16 protein-coding genes and 1 tRNA gene are annotated in these 20,275 nt (G+C 74.4%); 4 read left to right on the forward strand and 13 right to left on the reverse strand.

The window, feature by feature from the left end; translation table 11 throughout:
• Positions 1 to 292 precede the first annotated feature (292 nt).
• A complete protein-coding gene (locus ACFYVJ_RS31365) occupies positions 293 to 6,829 on the forward strand; it encodes a PAS domain-containing protein (RefSeq protein WP_388898713.1) in 6,537 nt (2,178 codons plus the stop codon).
• Between the two features lie 134 nt (positions 6,830 to 6,963).
• On the opposite strand, the gene ACFYVJ_RS31370 is transcribed toward ACFYVJ_RS31365, so the two are convergent.
• From ACFYVJ_RS31370 to ACFYVJ_RS31385, 4 genes are all read right to left on the reverse strand, one after another.
• Positions 6,964 to 8,616: a long-chain fatty acid--CoA ligase gene (locus ACFYVJ_RS31370; protein WP_388898716.1), complete on the reverse strand. Its 1,653-nt coding sequence runs from the start codon at positions 8,614 to 8,616 to the stop codon at positions 6,964 to 6,966.
• A gap of 250 nt (positions 8,617 to 8,866) precedes the next feature.
• Positions 8,867 to 9,427 carry a SigE family RNA polymerase sigma factor gene (locus ACFYVJ_RS31375; RefSeq protein ID WP_388898719.1) on the reverse strand — a complete coding sequence of 187 codons (561 nt, stop codon included), beginning with the start codon at positions 9,425 to 9,427 and terminating at the stop codon, positions 8,867 to 8,869.
• A gap of 135 nt (positions 9,428 to 9,562) precedes the next feature.
• The gene (locus tag ACFYVJ_RS31380; RefSeq protein ID WP_388898722.1) at positions 9,563 to 10,486 is read right to left on the reverse strand and encodes a glycoside hydrolase domain-containing protein; all 924 of its coding nucleotides are present in this window, start codon (positions 10,484 to 10,486) and stop codon (positions 9,563 to 9,565) included.
• 291 nt (positions 10,487 to 10,777) lie between these two features.
• A complete protein-coding gene (locus tag ACFYVJ_RS31385; protein WP_388898725.1) occupies positions 10,778 to 11,083 on the reverse strand; it encodes a hypothetical protein in 306 nt (101 codons plus the stop codon).
• A gap of 221 nt (positions 11,084 to 11,304) precedes the next feature.
• Here ACFYVJ_RS31385 and ACFYVJ_RS31390 point away from each other — a divergent pair, with 221 nt between their 5' ends.
• The 3 genes from ACFYVJ_RS31390 to ACFYVJ_RS31400 all read left to right on the forward strand — a co-directional run bounded on the left by ACFYVJ_RS31390 (position 11,305) and on the right by ACFYVJ_RS31400 (position 12,940).
• Complete coding sequence (locus ACFYVJ_RS31390) at positions 11,305 to 12,189, forward strand: bifunctional DNA primase/polymerase (protein WP_388898728.1); 885 nt, start codon at positions 11,305 to 11,307, stop codon at positions 12,187 to 12,189.
• Positions 12,190 to 12,346: 157 nt separating this feature from the next.
• Positions 12,347 to 12,754, forward strand: a complete 408-nt coding sequence (locus ACFYVJ_RS31395) for a VOC family protein (protein WP_388898730.1) — start codon at positions 12,347 to 12,349, stop codon at positions 12,752 to 12,754.
• 98 nt (positions 12,755 to 12,852) lie between these two features.
• Positions 12,853 to 12,940: transfer RNA gene (locus tag ACFYVJ_RS31400), tRNA-Ser, on the forward strand.
• Positions 12,941 to 13,078: 138 nt separating this feature from the next.
• On the opposite strand, the gene ACFYVJ_RS31405 is transcribed toward ACFYVJ_RS31400, so the two are convergent.
• The 9 genes from ACFYVJ_RS31405 to ACFYVJ_RS31445 form a co-directional block, all read right to left on the reverse strand.
• Complete coding sequence (locus ACFYVJ_RS31405) at positions 13,079 to 14,455, reverse strand: tyrosine-type recombinase/integrase (RefSeq protein WP_388898732.1); 1,377 nt, start codon at positions 14,453 to 14,455, stop codon at positions 13,079 to 13,081.
• 59 nt (positions 14,456 to 14,514) lie between these two features.
• Positions 14,515 to 14,700: a helix-turn-helix transcriptional regulator gene (locus ACFYVJ_RS31410; protein WP_388898735.1), complete on the reverse strand. Its 186-nt coding sequence runs from the start codon at positions 14,698 to 14,700 to the stop codon at positions 14,515 to 14,517.
• 170 nt (positions 14,701 to 14,870) lie between these two features.
• The gene (locus ACFYVJ_RS31415) at positions 14,871 to 16,100 is read right to left on the reverse strand and encodes a DUF3631 domain-containing protein (RefSeq protein ID WP_388898738.1); all 1,230 of its coding nucleotides are present in this window, start codon (positions 16,098 to 16,100) and stop codon (positions 14,871 to 14,873) included.
• Between the two features lie 459 nt (positions 16,101 to 16,559).
• Positions 16,560 to 17,231 (reverse strand): hypothetical protein, encoded by a 672-nt coding sequence (locus ACFYVJ_RS31420; RefSeq protein WP_388898741.1) that lies wholly within the window; start codon positions 17,229 to 17,231, stop codon positions 16,560 to 16,562.
• A gap of 115 nt (positions 17,232 to 17,346) precedes the next feature.
• A complete protein-coding gene (locus ACFYVJ_RS31425; protein WP_388898743.1) occupies positions 17,347 to 18,237 on the reverse strand; it encodes a bifunctional DNA primase/polymerase in 891 nt (296 codons plus the stop codon).
• The gene (locus tag ACFYVJ_RS31430; RefSeq protein ID WP_388898746.1) at positions 18,234 to 18,974 is read right to left on the reverse strand and encodes a DNA methylase; all 741 of its coding nucleotides are present in this window, start codon (positions 18,972 to 18,974) and stop codon (positions 18,234 to 18,236) included. Before ACFYVJ_RS31430 ends, ACFYVJ_RS31425 begins: the two co-directional genes overlap by 4 nt.
• A gap of 87 nt (positions 18,975 to 19,061) precedes the next feature.
• Positions 19,062 to 19,646, reverse strand: coding sequence for a MazG-like family protein (locus tag ACFYVJ_RS31435; RefSeq protein ID WP_388898749.1), 585 nt, complete (start codon positions 19,644 to 19,646; stop codon positions 19,062 to 19,064).
• 19 nt (positions 19,647 to 19,665) lie between these two features.
• On the reverse strand, positions 19,666 to 19,986 hold the full coding sequence (locus ACFYVJ_RS31440) for a hypothetical protein (RefSeq protein WP_388898751.1): 321 nt from the start codon (positions 19,984 to 19,986) through the stop codon (positions 19,666 to 19,668).
• A 16-nt stretch (positions 19,987 to 20,002) separates the two neighbouring features.
• A partial coding sequence (locus tag ACFYVJ_RS31445; RefSeq protein WP_388898754.1) for a hypothetical protein occupies positions 20,003 to 20,275 on the reverse strand: 273 nt, incomplete at its 5' end.

Here is a 20,275-nt window from a genome sequence, read left to right on the forward strand (position 1 = left end):
TACCCTGCCGCCGGCGCCGGGCAGTTGCCGCCCGGGCCCTCACTTGCCCGTTCCGGCGGCGGACGGCACGATGCCCGGGCCCTCCGGCCGCTCCCCGGCGGAACCCGGCGGAGTTGTGGTGGCGGCGTGACGATTCTCATCCGCCGTCCCCCGGGCAACGGGGGACCGTAGACTCCTCTCGTGGCACGGCCACCGGCGCGCACGGGGTGTACGCGGTGCGTACGGGAAGCGCGACGGCGCGTAGGCAGGCCGCACCGCACAGTAAGAACGGTCGTCGAGGAGGAAGTTCGTCGTGAGCAGCCGGCCATCCCGAGGCGCTGCTCGCCTCGCCGCCATACTCGACGCACTCCCCGACGCGCTGCTCCTCGTCGACACGAACGGCACCGTCGTGGCCGCCAACCGCGTCGCGCTGGAGACCTTCGAGCGGCCCGGCGCCGCCGTCGTCGGCCGCGGGCTGCTCGACCTGCTGCCGGACTTCGACCCGCAGCTCATCCCCGGTTCCATGCGCCGCCCCCGCGGCGACAACACCGGTTCCGTCGCGCCCGACGCGGGGCTGCGCCCCGAGGAGCGGACGAAGCCGCTGCGCATGGCCGCCCGCCGCACCGACGGCAGCGCCTTCCCCGCCGAGGTCACCAGCGCCGACCTGGAGGACGGCCCCGGCGGCGAGTCCCCGTACGCGCCCGGCCACCACTACACGGGCGACGAGCTGCTGATGCTCGTCGTACGGGACCTCACGGGCTCCGCCGAGATAGAGGCCGAGCTGCACCGGCAGCGCCGGCAGACCGAGATGATCCTGCGCGCCGCCGCCGAGGGCATCGTCGGTACGGACACCACCGGCAAGGTCGTCCTCGTCAACCCCTCCGCCGCGCAGATCCTCGGCTACCGCGCCAGCGAACTCGGCGGGGCCGACCTCCACCCCCTCATCCACCACTCCCGCCCCGACGGCACCCCCCTGCCGTACGAGGAGACCCCGATCGCCGACACCCTGCGCTCGGGGCGCAAGCACCGCGTACGCGGCCAGGTGCTCTGGGGTCGCGACGGGCAGCCGGTGCCCGTGGACATGACGACCGCCCCGGTGCGCGACGGAGACCAACTCGTCGGCGCCGTCCTCGCCTTCACCGACCGGCGGCGGCGCGACGCGCTGGAGGCGCGGCTCACGCAGTTGCGGGCGGTGCTCGACGTCGCGCTGCGCGGCCCGCTCGACACGCTGCGCGCGGAGCTGAACACGCTCGTCGACGACCCGGCCGGGCAGCTCTGGCCCGAGGCCAACCAGACGCTGCGCCACCTCTCCGCCGGCTACGGGCGGATGACCGCGCTCATCGACAGCGTGCTCGACTTCCAGCGCCTGGACACCGGCAAGGCGCGGCTCGCGGTGGAAACGGTGAACCTCGAGGACGTGGTGCACGCCGCGACCGAGGGTGCGGACGAGCTGATCGGGCCCGGGCGGGCGCAGTTCGTGGTGCACGCGCCGCAGATGGAGATCGAGGCGGACGGGCGGTGGCTGGCGCTGGCGCTGGCGCACCTGATCGCGGAGGTCGCGGGGGTCGACGCCACCGGCCAGCGGACGGCGGGGGCTTCGGACGCGCCCGTGGTCGTGGCGGCGGCCCGGCGGGGCGATGTGGTGCGGATAGAGGTGCAGGGTCCGCGGGGGGTCGGTGGCGGTGCCGCGGCCGGTTCCGGTTCCGGTGGTGCCGGGGCGGGTTCGGTGCACGAGCCGCTGGCGCGGGGCGTGGCGCTGCTGCACGGCGGGATCCTGCAGACGCACGAGGTGCCGGGGCAGAGCGGCGGTGCGTATCTGCTGGAGGTGCCGGTGCAGGCGGCGGGTCCCGCGGCGCGGGTGGCGCGGGGGCGCGAGACGTCGGGGCGCGGCCGGGACACGGGGAACGAGACGACGGTGATGCCGGGCGCGGAGGCGCCGGGGCGGGGGGCGTCGGGGACTTCTGGATCATCGGGGCCGTCGGCTGGGCCGGGGGCTTCGGTTGGCGCGGGGGCTCCGGGTGAGGTGACCGGGCCCGGTGGGGCTGCCGGGTCTGAGGGTGGTGCTGACGGTACGGCCGGGGGCGGGGCTTCCGGTGGCGGTGCCGGCGGGCGTACGGGCGGCGGGCGGCGGCGCCGCGCCGCGCCCGCGGCGGAGGAGTCGGGCGAGAGCGCGGGAACGCCCCCGCGCGGTACGGGTGTCGGCGGTACGGGTACGGGCCGGCGCCGGCGCGGGTCGACACCGGCGGCCGGGGTGCCGGCCGGGGCGGATGCTCCCGGTGGGCCCGGTGCGGGGGTGCCCGCGGAGGGCGTTGCGGTGGCCGGGCTGCCGCCGGGGCAGGGTGCGGATGACGGTGCGGGGCGCGGCGGTGCGGGTGCGGCAGGCGGTCGCGGGGCCGGTGCGACGGAGGCCGGCGGGCCGGCGGTTGTCCCGGAGCCGCGTCACACGCCGGGGCACGGTACGCCGCAGGGTGCGAGCGGGGCCGGTGGACGGCGGCGGGCGGTTCCGGAGGGGGCGCAGGGCGCGCAGGGTGCGTACGACGGTGGTGGCGGTGCGCAGGCGCCGGGTGACGGCCGTGCGGACGGCGCGCGGGACGGTGCGGCGGAGGGTGCGGCGGACGGGACCGGCGCGGCGGCGGGCGGTACGGGCGGCGCGGGCGAGGCCGGTGCCGTCGACACCGGCGCGGCGGCCGTCGGGCACGCCCTGCCCGGCACGCAGGGTCGCGGCCGGCGCCGCCGGCCCGTGGGCCAGGGCCCGGGCAGCCAACCGCAGCAGGACCGCCCGGAGTCGGGCGAGCCCACGACGGGCGCCCGCCGCCGGCCCGTAGGACGTGGCCCGGCGGGACCGGAAGGACCCGAGGGCGGACAGGGCGGACCGGCGGACTTCGAGGGGCAGGGCGCTCCGGGTGGTCCCGGAGGACGCGGCGGCCAGGGCGGATACGACGGTCCGGGTGGGCCCGGCGGCCCCGCGGGGCGCGGCGGCCAGGGTGCGTACGACGGTTCGGGTGAGCCCGAGGGCCACCGCGTCCCGGGTGGCCGTGGCCAAGCGGCCGGGCCGGAGGTCGACGGCGGTCCCGGTGCGCCCGCGGGCGCGGGCGGATACGGCGGGCCGGAGGGTCCCGGCGGCGGCCCGGTCGCGTACGACGAGGGTCACGGCCCGGGCGGGCGCGGCGGGCCACGTGGGCCCGAGGGTACGGACGGTCGGGGCGGCAACGGCGGGCCGCAGGGGCGTGACGGCCGGGGTCGCCCCGGCGGGCAGGGCGGTCCCGGCGGGTTCGACGGCCCGGGTGGACCCGAGGGACCGGACGACCCGATGGGTCCGGGCGGGCCGATGGGACCCGGCGGTCCCGGTGGCCCGGGAGGTTCTGGCGGCCCCGGCGGACGCGGCGGTCCTGCCGGTCCTACCGGTCCCGGCGGGCGCGGCGGACCCGGTGGCCCCGGTGGTCAGGCAGGACCTGGCGGGCCCGTCGGCCCCGCGGCGCCCGGTGGCCCCGGTGGACGGGTAGGCCCCAACGGCCCGGCCGGTCCCGGCCCCTTGCCTCCCGGCGGCCCCACGGCCCACACCGGTCCCGGCGCCCACATGGGCCCGGGTGCCCACGCCGAGCCGGGTGACCACCCTTCGCGTACGGGCCACGCCCCCGGCCACGCCGAACCGCTGGACCCCGACGAGTACGACGACCCGCCTGCCCCCGGCGGCCACCCGGCGCGCGGTCGCCGGGGCGGACCGGCGTACACGGCGGGCCCGGGTGCATACGACGACGCGGGCCGCGGGCCGTCCCGTGGGGAGCCGGCGCCGGGCGGCCACCCCGGGCCGGACTACACCGCGGGCCCGGGCGAGTACGGCGACGCCGGCCGCGGGCCTTCCCGCGCGCGGCAGTTGCCCGGCGGGCACGACGCCCCGGCGGGCCGCCCCGGCACGCGCGACGACCGCGGCGGGTACGCGGACCCCGACGTTCCGGCGGGCGAGTACGGCAACTCCGCCGCGCCCGGCCCCCGGACCCGCGGCAACCCGGGCGCCTACGCGGGCCGGGGCGACCCCGGCGACCCCGTCACAGGCGAGTACGACGACGCGGTGCACCCGGCCGACGGCCGGTCCCGTACACGGAACGACTCCGCCGGGTACGCGGGTCCGCCCGCCCCCGGCGAGCACGACGACGCCGGCTACGCGGGCCCCGGCGCCCCCGACGGCGGATACGACGACGCGGCCCCCGCCGGCGGCCCGTCCCGTACCCAGGACCGCCGCGGGTACGACGACGCGGCCCCCGGCCGCCGACCCGCACGGGCGCAGGGCGGACCCGGCGGGGCGTACGACCAGCCCGCAAGTGCCGGGCGCGGGCCCTCCGTTGCGCAGGGCGACACCGGTGGCGGGGTCTCCGCCGGCCGGCTTGAGCCCGCCGATCCCGCCGGCCACCGGGGCGGGGCCGGGCACCACGCCGCGCTGCCCGCCGGGCAGAACTCCGGGGCGCCGCAACTGCCCCAGGGCACCACCGGCCCAGCCGTACCGAACGTCCAGGGCACCCCCGTGCCTCCCGGCGGTGTCGGCCCCGCGCAGCCGCAGCACCCCACCGGCCGGCGCCGCCGCCCCGCCGCACCCGCCGACGCCCCGCAGGGCGCACCCGCCCTGCCCCCCGGGCCCGCGGTCCCCGACCCGGACACCGGGCCTCACCCCCACTCCCAGAGCCCCGGCGGCTACGACGACGCCCCGCCCCCGTACGCCGCCCCCCGGCCCCGGCGGGCCACCGGCCGCCCGGTGCAGGACCCCGACACCGGCCCGTACCCCCACGACGGCAACCGCGGCGCCGCCACCGGCGACGACACGGGCGAGGTCCGTACCGTACGCACCTCGCAGACGCCGCACCCCGGCCACGGCACTCCGGAGGCCCCGCAGCCCCGGCACGGCACCGGCACCCCGGCCGTGCCCGCCCAGCACGACCCCCGTACGCAGGGCGACGGCCGCCCGCAGGACGCCCCCGGCGACCGGCGGGCCCAGGACGACCCCCGTACGCAAGGCGACCCCCGCACCCACGGCGGCAACGTCCCCCGCCGGCCCGGCCCGCAGGCCCCGGCCGCCCAGAACCCCGCCGCCCGGGCCCCCGCCGGCCCCCACGCCTCCGGCCACACGCCCGCGCCCGTGGACCCGCGGCACGGGATGCAGACCCCCGCCCGCGGCGTCGACCCGCGCCGGGCGACCGCCGACCCCGCCGCCGCCCAGGCCACCCCCGCTCCGCCCACGGTCCCGGCGCAGGACGCCCCGCCCGCGGCCGCGCCCCAGGCGCCACCCCGCACCGCACCGGAGCCCGCCCACGCCCAGGCCACCCCCGCCGACGCCCCGGGATCCCGCCCCGCCGCGTCCGGCTCCGCCCCGGCCCCCGCGACCCACGGCGGCGCCACCCGCTTCGCCCGCTCCGCCGCGACCCCCGCGATGCCGGCGCTCCCGGCGCAGGGTTCTGGCCCCATCAGCGTGCGCACCCTCGGCCAGGGCGTCGCCTACGTCGACCAGCCCGGCTCACCCTCCCAGGGCGACCACCCCGGCTCCCCCGCGCAAGGCGGCCAGGGCGGCCCGCCCTCCCAGGGCGGCCACGGCCCCCGGAACGACCCGGGCCCCCAGAACCGCCCCGGGGACACCCCCCGGGACCCCCGCGGCACCCACGCCCAGCACACCGGCACCCCCACCCCCACCGGAGCCCCCGCCGGAGCCCCGGCGCACGACCCCCACGACCCCTACGACCCCGCCCACGACTCCGCGTACGACCCCTACGCCGCCGCGGGCGACCCCGCGCACGCCCCCACCCACGACCCGTACGACGCCGCCGACGAGCACACCGGCGGCCGCCGGCGCCGCCTCGGCGCCGGGTCCCCCGCGGACGGTGCGCCCCCGCGCGGCGGCAACACGCCCCCCGCGGACGCGCCCCCGCAGCAGCACGCACCTCACGCGCCCCACACCCCCCACCGCCCCGCGCCCCGCCCCGGCACCGCCGCCCGGCGGGACGCCATCGGGCGCGCCTTCGCCGTCGGGGCCCCCGACGCCTCCGCCGCCGAGGGCCCCGAGCCGCTCGACGGGCGCCACGGCGTCATCGAGGTCGCCGCGCAGGACCCCGAGACGACCCCGCTGCGGCTCGACGACGAGATGCCGCCCGAGCCGCTGGACAACCCGCGCCGGCTGCTCGTCTGGCCCGAGCCCGACGCAGCCACGCAGCAGGCGCTGACCGCGCGCAACTACCGCCCCGTCGTCGTCCACTCCCGCGAGGAGCTGGACGCGCAGATCTCCGTCTCACCCGCCGGGCTCTTCGTGGACCCGCTCACCGGCCCGATCACCCGCACCGCGCTGCAGTCGCTGCGCAAGGCGGCGGTGGCGGCGTCCGTGCCGGTCCTGGTCACGGCCGGGCTCGGGCAGGCGACGCGGGAGGCGGCGTATGGGGCGGACCCGGCGGTGCTGCTGAAGGCGCTCGCGCCGCGCGACAGCGAGCAGCACCCGCCGCGCGTGCTCCTCTTCGAGGAGAACCCCGACATCGCGGACGCGCTGGCGGCGACGCTGGAACGGCGCGGCATGCAGGTCATGCACGCCACGTCGGACGAGGCGGCGGTGGACCTCGCGACGCGCTTCCGGCCGAACCTGGTCGTGATGGACCTGATGCGGATCCGCCGCCGGCGTACGGGCATCGTGGACTGGCTGAACGCGAACGGGATGCTCAACCGGACCCCGATGGTGGTCTACACGGCCGTGGACATCAACCGCGCGGAGCTGCCGCGGCTGCGGTCGGGGGAGACGGTGCTGTTCCTGGCGGAGCGGTCGACGAGCGCGGAGGTGCAGAACCGCATCGTCGACCTGCTGGCCAAGATCGGCACCACGTAGCCGGCACCACGCAGCCGGCACGGCGGCCGGACCGGTCGTTCGCCCCCCTGCGCCCCCCGACGGCCCCGAACCGGCCCTGCACCGGCCCCGCACCGGCTCCGCTCACGCCCCGGACGACGACGAGCGCCCGCCCCTCACAGCCGCGTCACCGTCAGCTCCCCGTCCGCGTACCGCCGCCGCAGCACCTTCTTGTCGAACTTCCCCACGCTCGTCTTCGGCACCTCACCGATCCGCGCCCACCGCTCCGGCAACTGCCACTTCGCGATCCGCTCCCCCAGATACGCCCGCAGTTCCTCGTCGGTCACCTCCGCGCCCTCGCGCAGCACCACCGCCGCCAGCGGCCGCTCCTCCCACCTCTCGTCCGGTACGGCGATGACCGCCGCCTCCGCGACGTCGGGGTGGGCCATCAGGTGGTTCTCCAGCTCCATCGACGAGATCCACTCGCCGCCCGACTTGATGACGTCCTTCGCCCGGTCGGTCAGCGTCAGATAGCCGTCGGGCGTGATCGTGCCGACGTCGCCCGTGCGCAGCCAGCCGTCCTCGCTGAACTTGTCCTCCGGCCGGAACGGCTCCCCGTCCGCGCCGCCGTAGTACGCGCCCGCGATCCACGGCCCGCGTACCTCCAGTTCGCCCGCCGACTCGCCGTCCTGCGGCAGCAGGGTGCCGTCCGGGCCGCGCAGCCGCGCCTCCACGGTGGCGGGGAAGCGGCCCTGCTTCAGCCGGTACGGGTACTCCGCCGCCGGTTCGAGGCCCGCCGGCGGGTGCGCGATGCAGCCCAGCGGCGAGGTCTCCGTCATGCCCCACGCCTGCACGACGCGGATGCCGTGCCGCTCCTCGAAGCCCTTCATGAGCTGCGGCGGGCAGGCGGTGCCGCCGACGATGGCGGTGCGCATGGAGGAGACGTCGCGGGGGCGGGCGTCGAGTTCGTTGAGCAGGGCCTGCCAGATGGTGGGGACGGCGCCGCTGATGGTGGGCCGGCAGGTCTCCATCATCTCGGCGACCGGTCCCGGCTGGAGGAAGCGGTCGGGCATGAGCAGGGACGTACCGGCCATGAAGGCGGCGTGCGGCAGCCCCCAGGCGTTGACGTGGAACATCGGCACGATCGGCAGCGCGAGGTCGTGGACCGTGATGCCGAAGGACTCGGCGGCGAGCACGCCGAGGGAGTGCAGGTAGACGGAGCGGTGGCTGTAGAGGGTGCCCTTGGGGTCGCCGGTGGTGCCGGAGGTGTAGCAGAGGGCGGCGGCCTCGCGTTCGTCGAGGACGGCCCAGTCGTACGACTCGGGGCGGCCGGCGAGGAGTTCCTCGTAGTCGTGGACGGTGACGTGGGTGCCGTCGAGTGCCGCGCGGTCGCCCGGTCCCGCGACGACGACGTGCTCGACGGCGGGGAGGTGCGGCAGCAGCGGGGCGAGGAGGGGGAGGAGGGTGCCGTTGGCGAGGATGACGCGGTCGCGGGCGTGGTTGACGATCCAGACGAGCTGGCGCGGGTCGAGGCGGAGGTTGAGGGTGTGGAGTACGGAGCCCATGGCGGGCAGCGCGAGGTACGCCTCCAGGTGCTCGGCGTTGTTCCACATGAGGGTGCCGACCGGCTCCTGCTGCCGTACGCCGAGTTCGTCGCGGAGCGCGTGGGCGAGCTGCGCGGCGCGGGCGCCGACCTCCGCGTAGGTCCTGGACTGCGGCGGCTCGCCGGATCCGGTCCAGGTGAGGACCCTGGAGTCGCCGTGGATGGTCGAGCCGTGGGTCACGATCCGCGAGATGGTCAGCGGTACGTCCTGCATCGTGCTCAGCACGGAGGGCCTCCCGGTGGTAGGACACGCAGAGACACGCAGTGGTTACGCGCCAGTAGACAGTGGCGCTGATTCTGCTGGCGACCGGGCACCTTGTCACTACCTCGGGAGGGGGTGACTGTCCGCCCCCGTACCCCCGCGCACATCCCCGCGCTGGGCCTGGCGCAGGCTCCCCTGCGCGCTCGTACGAGAGCCGCCGCGCGGCCCGTACGAGAGCCGCGGCGCATCCCCTACGGGAGCCGCGGCGCGACCCCTAGGCCGCCTGCGTCATCTCCCCCAGCCCCGTGTCCTCCCGGAGCTTCGCGAGCGCCCGCGAGACCGCGCTCTTCACCGTTCCGACCGACACCCCCAGCACGGCCGCCGTCTGCGCCTCGCTGAGGTCCTCGTAGTACCGCAGCACCACCATCGCCCGCTGCCGCTCCGGCAGCCGCAGCACCGCGCGCCACATCGCGTCGCGCATCGCCTGGTGCTCCGCCGGGTCGGGGCCGGGCACGGGGGCGGGCTCGGGGAGGTCGTCGCCCGCGGCGTACTCGTCGACGCGGCGCTTGCGCCACTGCGAGGTGCGGGTGTTGAGCAGCGCGCGTCGTACGTAGCCGTCGAGGGCCCGCGGGTCCTCGATCCGGTCCCAGGCCAGATAGGTCTGCGCCAGCGCGGTCTGCAGCAGGTCCTCGGCGTCCCACGGGCTGGTGGTCAGGGAGCGCGCGGTGCGCAGCAGCACCGGTCCCCGGAGGTGCACGTACGCCGCGAAGGTCGGCAGGGGCGGTCGTGCGGTGTCCGCCGCCGCGGGGGCGTCGGTGGTGCTGGCTGTGGACATGGCTCCACGCTAGGAGCGGTACCCGGGTATGCGGATCGCCCGTAGGTCGCGATGCCGACTCCACCCGAGGGAGTAGGTACCGAGCCGGCCGGACCTCCCGTAGGTGGAGGGGCGGCCGGAGGACCCTTCGGGGTACTACGTCCGGGGGCCCATGATCGCGACCGGCGCGTCCACGACGTTGCGGTCGATGACGATCCGCTTGCCGCCGTGCCGCTCCTCGACCATGCCCGCGTACTGGTGGATCCGGCGGTGCGGCCGCCAGGCGGCGGGGTCGACGCGCGGCTCACCGTACAGCGAGGGCGCGGTGCGCCAGCGGGCCACCCAGAGCACGGACGGCAGCCCGTCCCGCCCGGCGCGGCGGGCCTGCTCGATCATGCGGATGCCGGAGTTCGCGCTGCTGTAGAGCCCGGGGAACCAGCCGAGGCGGCGCACCTCTTCGTTCCACGCGCGGACGTACGCGAGGGTGGTGCGCTCGCAGGCCGCGGAGCCGCGGAAGTGCTCGATGTCGAGGTAGAGGGCGCTGCGCGGGGCCATGCCGAGCGCGCGGGCGCTGCGCACGGCGTCGCGGGCCTCGGCGCGGCCCTGGCCGCGGGGGCGGTCGGGGTCGATGCGTACGTGGTCCTTGTTGCCGGCGACGACGCAGGGGGACTGGGAGCCGACGTAGAGGGGGAGCACGCGCCAGCCCATGCGGTGGACGGCGCGGAGCCAGGAGGGGGTGAGGTGGGGCTGGTCGGGGCAGGCGCGGCCGCGGCCTGCGAAGTAGACGCCGACGGCGCCGTAGGGGGAGGCGCGCCAGGCGGACATGGCGGCACGGGAGGGGGTGTGGCAGGTGTCGAAGGCGCGGCCGCGGAAGACGTGGGCGCCGAAGTCGCGGGGGTCGCGGAAGTCTTCGGGTGCGGGTGCGGGGGCGGGGGCGGCGGCGTCGGCGGTGGCTGAAGTGGCGGTGGCCGCGTCGGCGGTGGCGGCCGGGCTGCCGGTGAGTGCGCCGGCGAAGACGGCGACGGCGGCGAGGAGCGGGGCGAGAAGGCGGCGGGTGGTGCGGCGGGGCTGGGGAGGCATGCCGAGCAGTGAACGGGGCGGACGGGCGGGGCGGCCGGTGCGACACGCGCGGGTGGGCCGTCCGGAGGGCGGCGGGAGGCCCGTACGCGGGACGTACGCGGAACGTACGCGGGACCTGGGCGGGACGTACGCGGCGCGCAAGGAGCCCGGCCGTACGCGGAACGCAAGGGCCCGTACGAGCCTGACGGGCCCCGGGGCGGGCCCGCCGCCCCCGGACGCGACCGCGCGGCCGCACCGTGACGGTGCGGCCGCGCGGGCCATCCCCATGAGCACCCCGAACTGCGTGAGCCCTTACCAGATGTTGGTGAAGGCGATCACGGTGTCCGACTGGTCGACGGCGTTGCCGAAGCCCTGGACGTTGGCGGTGTTGGACTCGTTGTAGCCGCCGTCGCCGTTGTTGACCTGCTGGGTCTGGGCGTTGTTGCCGAAGTTGTCGTCACCGACGCCGCCGAGCTGGCCGACGATCGCGGAGTGGGAGTCGTCGTTGGCGAACGCCCCGGCCCCGTTGTCCGCGTGCGCGACCCCTCCGAAGAGCGCGACAGCGAGCGGCAGTGAAGCTGCCGCGGCCAAGATGCGGGCCGTGCGAGTGCGTGCCATCTGCTTCCTCCTATGTAACGGAAGACGGTTCCGTTTTCGGGAGCCGACCGGTGTCCCGGCCGGCTCTCCGGCGGTTTGCGACGTCGCGAGAGCATCGTTTCCCACGCGCTCCCGGACATTCGCGGACCACCACCCATTTCCCCCGCAGGCATGATCGGCGCCGGGTAAACCCGCACAGCCGCCCACTTTCGCGTATCGAACACGTGTACGAGACTGGAGGGATGGACAGCTCCGTACACAGCCACGCCCTCACCGCCGCGCTGGCCGCCGCCCGTCGCGGCCTGCCCGTCTTCCCGCTGTCCCGCGCGAAACAGCCCGCGGTCCGCTCCCCGCACCACGCTGACTGGCCGCGGGTGCCCTGCCGCGGGGAGTGCGGGCGCATCGGCCACGGCGTGTACGACGCGACGACGGACACCGACGCGATCCACACCCTCTTCGCCGCCGCACCCTGGGCGACGGGGTACGGGATCGCCTGCGGCCGGCCGCCGCATCACCTGATCGGGCTGGACCTCGACGTGAAACCGGGGACGGACGCGAGGGGAGTGTTCGAGTCGCTGCTCGCGACGCACGGGATCGTGCTGCCGCCGACGGTGGTGATACTCACCCCGGGCGGCGGCCGTCACATCTGGCTCACGGGCAACGCCGGCCACACGGTCCCCAACTCGGTGGGCCGGCTGGCACCCGGGGTCGACGTCCGCGGCACCGGCGGCTACTTGGCCGGGCCGGGCTCCCGCACCCTGCACGGCACGTACCGGCTGGCGCCCCGCTCGGCCCGCGCCCCGGCCCCCGCCCCGGGAGCCCTGCTGCGCCTCCTCACCCCACCGCCGCCGGACCCCCCGCCGCCGCCCCCGGACGCCGACCACCCTCCGGGAGGAGAGCGCCGGGCTGACGGCGACCGCCGGCCGGACGCCCTGATCCGCTTCGTGGCCGCCTCCCACCCCGGCGAACGCAACGCCCGCCTGTTCTGGGCAGCCTGCCGCGCGTACGAGACGGGCCACGGCCGGGACGTAGCGGAGGCGCTGATCCGTGCCGCGATGACGGCGGGCCTGCCGGAGCGGGAGGCGAAGGCGACGGTGGCCTCGGCGGCGAGACACCTGCCGCGGTGACGGGAACCCGCCGCGAAACCGCAGGCGGCAGGCCCTCGGAGAAAAAATCCGGGGAGACCGGCCGGCCCAGCGATGAGTCGGCCGCCCCCACTCCGTCTATCCCTGTGTAAGCGTGCTCAAGGAGCCGACGACCACAGCCCGGAGAGGGGCCGTCACGATGCCGCACAAGATCTTCGTCAACCTGCCCGTGAAGGACCTGGACCGCTCGATGGCCTTCTTCACCGCCCTCGGCTACCGCTTCGACGAGAACTTCACCGACGAGAACGCCACCTGCCTCGTCATCTCCGACGACATCTACGCGATGCTCCTCACCGAGCCGTTCTTCAAGGGCTTCACGAAGAAGGAGATCGCGGACGCCGGCACGTCGACGGAGGCGATCCTCGCCCTGAGCGTCGACAACCGCGAGGCGGTCGACGAGATCGTCGACAAGGCGCTGGCGGCGGGCGGCGGCGTCGCGAACGAGCCCAACGACCAGGGCTTCATGTACGGCCGCAGCTTCCTCGACCCGGACGGCCACCAGTGGGAGATCTTCTGGATGGACCCGGCCGCCACCACCCCCGGGTGACCCCGCCCCACCACCCCCACACCCCACTGCCAAACCCGCACGCAACGCCGCCACCCGAACCGCTAGCCTTGGTCCCTGCCGCCGCGGAGCGACGGCAGGGAGAGTTGCCCGAGTGGCCTAAGGGACCGGTCTTGAAAACCGGCGTGGCGTACCCCGTCACCGTGGGTTCGAATCCCACACTCTCCGCCGAGAAGCACCATCCCCGCAGGTCAGAAGCGGCGCCGTCATGCCCCGACGACGCCGCTTCCGCATGGGGCCTGTCTCACCCTGATTCGCGGGTTTCCCACCCCTGACCAGTGCGTGCGGCCAACCTGCGGCCAGGATTCAGGACGGCGCGGGCCCATCTCCGTGCTCAGCCAACCCCTGGTCGATGAGCGCGTTCATCTTGGCTTCCTCCCCGTCCAGCACCTTGGCGTAGTAGCGCTGGAGCACGGCGACGCTCTGCCCCGCGCGGCGGGCGGTCTCGGCAAGGCTCACCCCGGAGCGGAGCCAGAACGAGACGCAGGCATGGCGCAGGTCGTACGGGATGGCGGCCAGCGGGGAATCCACCTGCGCGGCCGTGAGCGCCTTCCGCCGGGCCTCCTTCCACACCACGCTGTACTCCTGCGACCGGACGGGGCCACCGCGTACGGCGCTGAACAGTCGCCCCTCGGGGGTGGCGCCACCTGCCTCCAGGTGAGCGCGCAGGATGGCCACCAGCACCGGAGGGATGGGCACCGGCCGGACCGCCTTGCGGGCCCGGTGCTTGAGCTGGCGTTCCTCGTAGGGCTTGCCGTCGTCCGTCCACGCGGAACCCACTTGCGGCCGGGCGCCGGCGAGCAGGAGCCGCCCCCAGCCTTCGGCGGGCAGCTCGCACTGATCGGCGCTCAGCATGGATACCTCTTCGGGGCGCATGGCGGCGTAGTAGATGCAGGCGAAGAACGCGACCAGGTGGGCACCGCGCGGCCCCTGTGCCCGCACCGCATCGAGCAACGCGCGCGCTTGCGCGGGTGTGGCGACGCTGCGCGCGTCCAGTTCCTCTACGGCCTTGGGGGTCTCCCAGTGCACGCGGTGCAGGGGGTTGCCTGGCAGCAGCTCGTGCTCCACGGCCAGGCGCAGGCAGTTGCTCAGCACCGCGCGGCGCCGCCGGAACGTGTTCGCGGCGGCGGGCTTCCCGTCCTTCCTCTTGGCCAGGTGCTCCAGCACCGTGCGCATGCGCTTGGCGCTGTCCAGGTCAACCACGGCCGGCGCGTTGCGTTCCGCCCACGCCAACGCGTTGGCCTCAACTTCCGGGGGTTCCTGGCCGTGCCGACCGGCGTTGAAGGCCCACAGATAGAGCGCACGGCGCAATACGTCGTCCTCCGGTCGCCCCTTACCTGTCGGGCACAGAGCCATCGTGGCAATCGTCAGGCTTTCCGCGATGCTCGACCGGTGCTTCGCTGCGGCTGTCGGCCACTTCCGCGCGACGTGCTCACGAGCGTGGGCGTACCAGCTCGTGCGGTTCCGTTCACGCACCTCGGACACAGGAAGGCCGGTCTCCGTATCGAACGGTTCGCCCTTGCGTGTCGCGGTCAGCAGCTCCGCACGGCGGGCATCCGCGAGCGTCTTGGTCGCGAACTTCTCCTGATGCTCAACACCGTTCACCTGCCACCGCAGTTGGAACGGCGCGACCTTGCTCGGGCGCTTCCGGATGCTCCAAATGCGCACGTCGTAGCTATGCATTGTTCTCCTTACGGAGAGGGACCCCGCCGTCTGGCGGGGCCCCTCGGGTCGATGGCGGGTCAGGCGCACGTCTCGTGCTGCGCCCACCACGCATCCAGGTCGCTACGGCGACAACGGATCTGGCCGTTGGGCAACTTGATGAGCTTCGGGGCCTTGCCGCGGGCGCGCAGGCGGTAGAAGGCAGCGCGGCTCATGCCGATCTCGGTGAGGACTTCGGAGAGCTTGAGCTTCTTGGTACTGGCCATCGGGGGCCTCCTTCGGCTGGCGCTCAGGTCTCTTCTTCCGGGGAATCCGCCACGTCCGCCACGCCGCCACATCGCAGGTCAGAGGGTTGATCGTGTGGCGGATAGCGGATGTGTGGCGGATTGGTGCCGCCACGCCGGGCGGGCGTGGCGGCACTCGGGGCCGGTACGGGTTACGTGGTGAGGACCGCCTGTGTGGCGGTTGCCGCTGGCGCGTGGCGGATGGGTGTGGCGGTATCCGCCACGGATTCACCCCCGCTGACCTGGGGTGTGGCGGACGTGGCGGACGTGGCGGATTCTCCGGGGTACGGAGGGCAGTACCGCGTCCAGGCGTCCGCGAGGTCTTCCGCGTAGTAGCCCTTGGGGAAGCCCGAGGGGGTACGGATGCCGCGCGGCTTGATGGGCTTGTTCGCCGGGGTGACGTACTGGCCCAGCAGCCGGGCGAGGGTGCGGGAGTTGATGGGCTTGTCGTCCAGGTCGCCCCATGGCGCGTCGTCCAGGCGCAGGAGGCATTCGAGGATGGCGGCGGTGGGCATGCGGTCGGCGCCGCAGAACACCTTGTCCCGCAGGTCGGTCAGCAGCCGTACGCCCATCGACGCTTCGTCGTTGTCGTGGGCTGCGTGGACCAGTTCGACGCAGGCGGCGCGGGCCCGGGTGGGCCAGTGCCCGCCGGCCGCGTCCGCTGCGGCGAGGAGTGGTTCCCAGACGTCGGCGGGGCGGTCGGTGATGCCGTCGGGCATGGCCGGCCATGCTCCGCTGACCTGTTCGCGTACGGTGTCGGCCCATTTGGCGAGGCGGTCGCGTAGGGCGTGGCCTTGCTGGTCGTGGATGCGCTGGCGGTAGGACTCGACTTTCTCGTTGGGGGCGCGTTTGCGCATGCGGATGATGACCGAGCGGGTCAGCACGGTGTCCGGCAGGGAGCCGAGTCCGGCCATGGCCACGGCGCAGTAGGAGTTGAAGACCTGCGCGTTCTGGTTCGAGCCCTCCCCGACGCACCGCAGCGCGCCGCCGATGCGCCGGTAGCCGGCGTTGAGGAAGCCCCGTAGTGCTTCGTCGGCGCCGGCTTTGGGTCCGAAGATGGTGTCCACCTCATCGAAGAGCACGGTGGGCAGTCCCTCGGCGGAGTCGACCAGCCGGTACAGGGCGTTCGCGGACGCGGACACCGTGGTGACGGGCCGGGGCGTGAGGAGTTCCACGATCTCCAGGGCGCGGGACTTGCCTGATCCCGGCTCCGGGGACAGGAACGCGATCCGCGGTGTGGTCTCGTAGCAGTCGATGAGGTGCGCGTGCGCGTCCCAGAGCGCGACGGCGACGTAGGCGGCTTCGGTGGGGAAGACGTTGAAGCGACGATGGAAGGCTTCCACCTCGTCCAGCAGCGCGGCCCCGTCGATGGCAGTGCTCATGCGGCGGTCCTTCCTTCCTGGTTGCTGCGCAGCGGGCAGGTTTCACGGTGGGCCGTGTGCGCGTCGATGAGCGCCAGCACGCGCGTCAAGCCGACGGCGTTGCACTCCCAGCCGCACAGGCATACTGACCGGGCCGTAGGCACGGCGCGGGCAGGTGCGGAGACGTGGAGCCATGCGACCGCGTAGCGGCCATCCCCGGCCGCGTTGTCGGCCCGCGGCCGCTGCGGGGGAAGGACTGAAGGGACGCCCTGACGGGCGACTCCCTGTCGGGCGCCTGCGTCCGCGGCCGGTGCAGTACTGCTCGCGGGCTCAGTGCCGGGGAGTCGCGGCTTGGGCGTGAGGTCGGTCATGCTGGATGCCTCCTGGTCTCGCGAGAGGGCAGGGCAAACCGGGGCGGCCGCGTGTCTTTGGCGAGATGAGGCGGCCGTCCCGGTGTCACATCGTGGGTCGGTGTGAGGGCTACCGGCGGTGTCCGGAGCGGGGGGCGAGGGTCCAGTTCTTGCCGTGGGCGACCCCGTGGCGTTCGGACCAGATGGTGTTGCTGCCGTACAGGAAGAGGGTGAGCCCGACGCCGTTGAAGAGGGTCAGGAAGCCCACGTTGTACTGGCCAAGCAGGCCATCGATGAATTCGCCCACTTCGTCCATGGGGACTTCGCCAGGGTTGCGGCTACGAACGAAGGGGTCAGGACACATGAAGACCGGCAGGCGCCCATAGCCGTTCCAGTCGGCCATGGAGTAGTCGATGGACTGGGCGACCCAGCCAATCCGGTCTTTCCTGCTCGCGTTCCCGACGTGTGACTCCCAAGATTTGAACTCGACACCGAGCGCGACCTGCCGGTTCTTCCACATGTGCGCGTCCCGGGGTCTGAGGACGGCATCTATCCGACACGGGCGCCCGGTGGGGTGCATGCCCGTTACCTCGCGCTGGATGTGAAACCAGGGCGCGAGACGGCGCAGTACCGCCTCGGCGAGCGTTGCCTCATCGGCGAAGCCAGCCAGGGGTACCTGTTGGCCGGACAGTGGGTAGCCAGGAGATGGCACGAAGGGTGAGGGTTCACCGGCGATCGGTTGGAACGCTGCGGCTGCCTTCTGAATGAGTAAGGCGGTCTCCACGTTGGCGTTTGCTGTCACAGGCGAAGTCTCCTGAGCGGTCAAGGTTCGGCAGGCGGAGGCGAAAGGACGGCTGTAACAGGAGGGGCAGTCCCCCCCTCCTGCATGTTGCAGCCGGTTGGCGCAGCCAACCGAGTCACCTACCCACTTGGCGGGGTCGGTGGGCGCCGGCCCGCAGCCCGGATGCGATGGTGGCCCGGGCCTCGCGTTCGCTCTGACCCACTCTGGTGCCCGCATCGGTTAGCCACTCAGTGACCTCATACGCGGTCAGCGCACCACCGGCGACCAACTGTCCGAGCGCGACTGATGAGTGGTACAGGGCCGTGTTGTGCTGGTTCGGTCCCGAACAGATCACCCGCTGAAGCTCTCCGTCGATCGCAGCACGCAGGTATCGGTTCGATCGGGAACGACGGTGCAGGGAGACGCTGATACGCCGTTGGTCGGGCAGCGACGTAGGCCGGAGTCGTTCCAGCAGCCACGCAGGAAGCGGCACGACCGGCGCCGAGTCGATGACCGCGTACGAGCGGCCGCCGACGGTGCTGCCCGCGGCGACGACGTACCCGCCGTGTGCGCGGGTGTCGATGTGCGGGGCGAGGGTGCCCGCGGTGTTGCCCAGCCGGGTGCCGGGCGGGGCGGTGAAGTAGCGGTGTTCGCCGCCGCTGGTGGTCCGCAGCGTGAACGTGTCGGGTACGGGCTGGCCGGTGCGCTCGCAGAGCGCCTTGAAGGTCGCCGCGCCGCCAGGCGCGTCCTGCTTGCCCTTGGCCACGTCCAAATCGAGGACGACCAGCCCGGCCGGGCCGGTCGCGATACCGACGTTGAACGCGCCCGCGGACCAGGCGGCGCGGATGCGGTCGGGGTCGGTGGTGGCGCGCTGTTCCCACTTGCGGTGCCGGTCCGTGCAGGCTCCGGTGCCGGGGCAGCGGGCTTCGCTGTGCAGCGCGGGCCGCTTGGCGCCGGGGCGCAGCGGGAACACCGGCCAGCCGCGTCCCGCGGCGTCCAGGGCGGCGCGCATCAGGTCCCCGTTCATGCCGCCTCCCCCAGACGCCGCGCGTACAGCAGCGCGTACCCGGCGCGGCCGATGTACTCGGTGTAGGCAGGTGGGATGGCTTCGGTCAGTTCCTCGCGGACGTCGGTCCAGTCGATGCCGAGGGCCGTTTGCAGCTCCGGGACGGTCGGTTTGCCGCCGCCGTTGCCGTAGGCCGCGACGTAGGGGCCGTCGTAGAAGCGGCCGTGTCGGTAGCCGCGCACCCGGCCCCGATGCGGCATGTGCGCCGGCCGCTCGATGCGCCAGCCGCCCAACTCGAAGTTGCGGTGCCGGATGACCCCGAGACCGAACATCTCCCCGCACAGCGTCAGGTCTTTGCGGATCTCCGCGCGGCCGTTGGGCTGCTCGATGACGTACGGCAGCCCGGTGCGGTCGAGCAATTCGCGGGTGGGCGCCACGAGGTCGACGTGCGTGCGCCCCCATCCCTGTGAGGCGTTCGTGCCCACCGTGAGCGCGCATCCGTGCTGGCACGGCGGGGAGGCGTGCACGAACGAGTACCGGCGGATCTCACCCGTGGCGATCAGTTGGGTGAGGTAGCTCAGCGCGTCGCCCTGGTGGTACGGGAAGGGGTAGTTGGGTCGGTCGGCGATGTCGCAGCCGCGCACGTCGAACCCGACACGGGCATAGCCTGCGCCTGCGCCGCCGGCGCAGGAGAACAGATCCAGCAGTAACGGCCGGAACGTGGCCGGCACTCGCCGGATGTGGGTGGGTTGGGTCATGCTGGAGTCCTCCAACAGGTCTGTTGTGGGCCGTTGGCCGGGGCGACCGCCTCTCTCGCCAAAGACACGCGGTCGCCCCGGGCGCATTCAGGCGTCAGGGTGGTCGGCGCAGTTGCACTGGTAGTCGAGCCAGCAGCAGTTGGGGCATCGGCCCTCTGTCAGCAGCGCCGCGAAGCGCTTCGCCTCCTCCTGCGCGGCGGTGTCGAGGCGGCGGGCGGCGGCGTGCACCTTGGCGTCCAGCACGGCCGGGGGCGCGGTGGTGAAGTCGTGCAGGGCGACGGCCGCGGCGATGATGACGTCGCAGAGTTCGTCGGCCACGTCGCGGGCCGTGTGGGTGGTGCCTTTGCGCGGGTTCTGTCCGGTCATGCCGATGTACGCGGCGGCGGCTTCTCCGGCTTCCTCGCTGATCTTCAGCAGCCGCATGGCGCGTTCGTGTTCGGCGGTGCCGTTGGCCTGGTCCAGCGTGGCGGCGATCTGGGCCGTGACCGGCCACAGAGAGGTGGTGGTCTCGATGGCGAGTGCGGCAGCGGCGGCGATGTTGCGCGGGTCGTCGTGGACGATGCCGCCGTCGCCGGTCGCGCACCGCTCGTAGACGGCCAGGGCGATGGCCTCCATCAGCGGGTCCCCGTCAATCCAGGCGGCAGGGCGGTCGGGCGCCGTGATGTCACTCATGGTTGAGTCCTCCGGGTGTCTAGAACGGGGGTTCGTCGCTGTAGCCGTTGACGGCCCACGGGTCGCGGTGACGGTCGCGGACACGCCGGAAGTGGCGGATCACGGGCCACAGGCGTGGCGGCAGCGCGGTCCACCGCGGCAGGGGCAGCAGCGTCCAGCGGCGGCCGGCGTTGAAGCAGTCGCAGGGCTCCCAGTTGGTGCCCGCGTACTCGCCGTTGTGGTCGCCGTAGTCGTAGGCGGTCCCGCCGTCGCCCTCGCAGTCGGGGCAGTCGGGTCGGGGGGTGTCGGTGAGTACGAGCGCGTGGCGCGGGCAGCCGGTCCGCTCGATACGCAGTCGCATAGGTGTTGCTCTCCCTTCAGTGTCGGTCGCGGGTGAGTCGCAGGGTGATGCCGCCGATGCCGAGTGGTCCGGCGGCGCCAGCTATGACGGTGGCGGCGTGGGTGGCCGCGTCGAGCAGTGCGCACACGGCAACGACCAGTCCCCAGCAGCCGGCTGCCGCGGCGGCGGCGATGGCGACGGGGATGAGTAACCGCCGCCACGGCACGCCGTGGCGGGTCGTGGTCGGGACGGTGATGATGATGGGCTGGCCGGTTGCCTGTGCTCGGTCGTAGGCGTCGGCGGGGATGTG

This window comes from Streptomyces sp. NPDC004134 (assembly GCF_042874195.1).
GTDB lineage: Bacteria > Actinomycetota > Actinomycetes > Streptomycetales > Streptomycetaceae > Streptomyces.

Bases quoted from the DNA above. Each gene is read 5' to 3' on its own strand.
- ACFYVJ_RS31375 (WP_388898719.1), bottom strand. From the start codon at position 9,427: ATGTCCACAGCCAGCACCACCGACGCCCCCGCGGCGGCGGACACCGCA.
- ACFYVJ_RS31380 (WP_388898722.1), bottom strand. From the start codon at position 10,486: ATGCCTCCCCAGCCCCGCCGCACCACCCGCCGCCTTCTCGCCCCGCTC.
- ACFYVJ_RS31385 (WP_388898725.1), bottom strand. From the start codon at position 11,083: ATGGCACGCACTCGCACGGCCCGCATCTTGGCCGCGGCAGCTTCACTG.
- ACFYVJ_RS31390 (WP_388898728.1), top strand. From the start codon at position 11,305: ATGGACAGCTCCGTACACAGCCACGCCCTCACCGCCGCGCTGGCCGCC.
- ACFYVJ_RS31395 (WP_388898730.1), top strand. From the start codon at position 12,347: ATGCCGCACAAGATCTTCGTCAACCTGCCCGTGAAGGACCTGGACCGC.
- ACFYVJ_RS31405 (WP_388898732.1), bottom strand. From the start codon at position 14,455: ATGCATAGCTACGACGTGCGCATTTGGAGCATCCGGAAGCGCCCGAGC.
- ACFYVJ_RS31410 (WP_388898735.1), bottom strand. From the start codon at position 14,700: ATGGCCAGTACCAAGAAGCTCAAGCTCTCCGAAGTCCTCACCGAGATC.
- ACFYVJ_RS31415 (WP_388898738.1), bottom strand. From the start codon at position 16,100: ATGAGCACTGCCATCGACGGGGCCGCGCTGCTGGACGAGGTGGAAGCC.
- ACFYVJ_RS31425 (WP_388898743.1), bottom strand. From the start codon at position 18,237: ATGAACGGGGACCTGATGCGCGCCGCCCTGGACGCCGCGGGACGCGGC.
- ACFYVJ_RS31430 (WP_388898746.1), bottom strand. From the start codon at position 18,974: ATGACCCAACCCACCCACATCCGGCGAGTGCCGGCCACGTTCCGGCCG.
- ACFYVJ_RS31435 (WP_388898749.1), bottom strand. From the start codon at position 19,646: ATGAGTGACATCACGGCGCCCGACCGCCCTGCCGCCTGGATTGACGGG.
- ACFYVJ_RS31440 (WP_388898751.1), bottom strand. From the start codon at position 19,986: ATGCGACTGCGTATCGAGCGGACCGGCTGCCCGCGCCACGCGCTCGTA.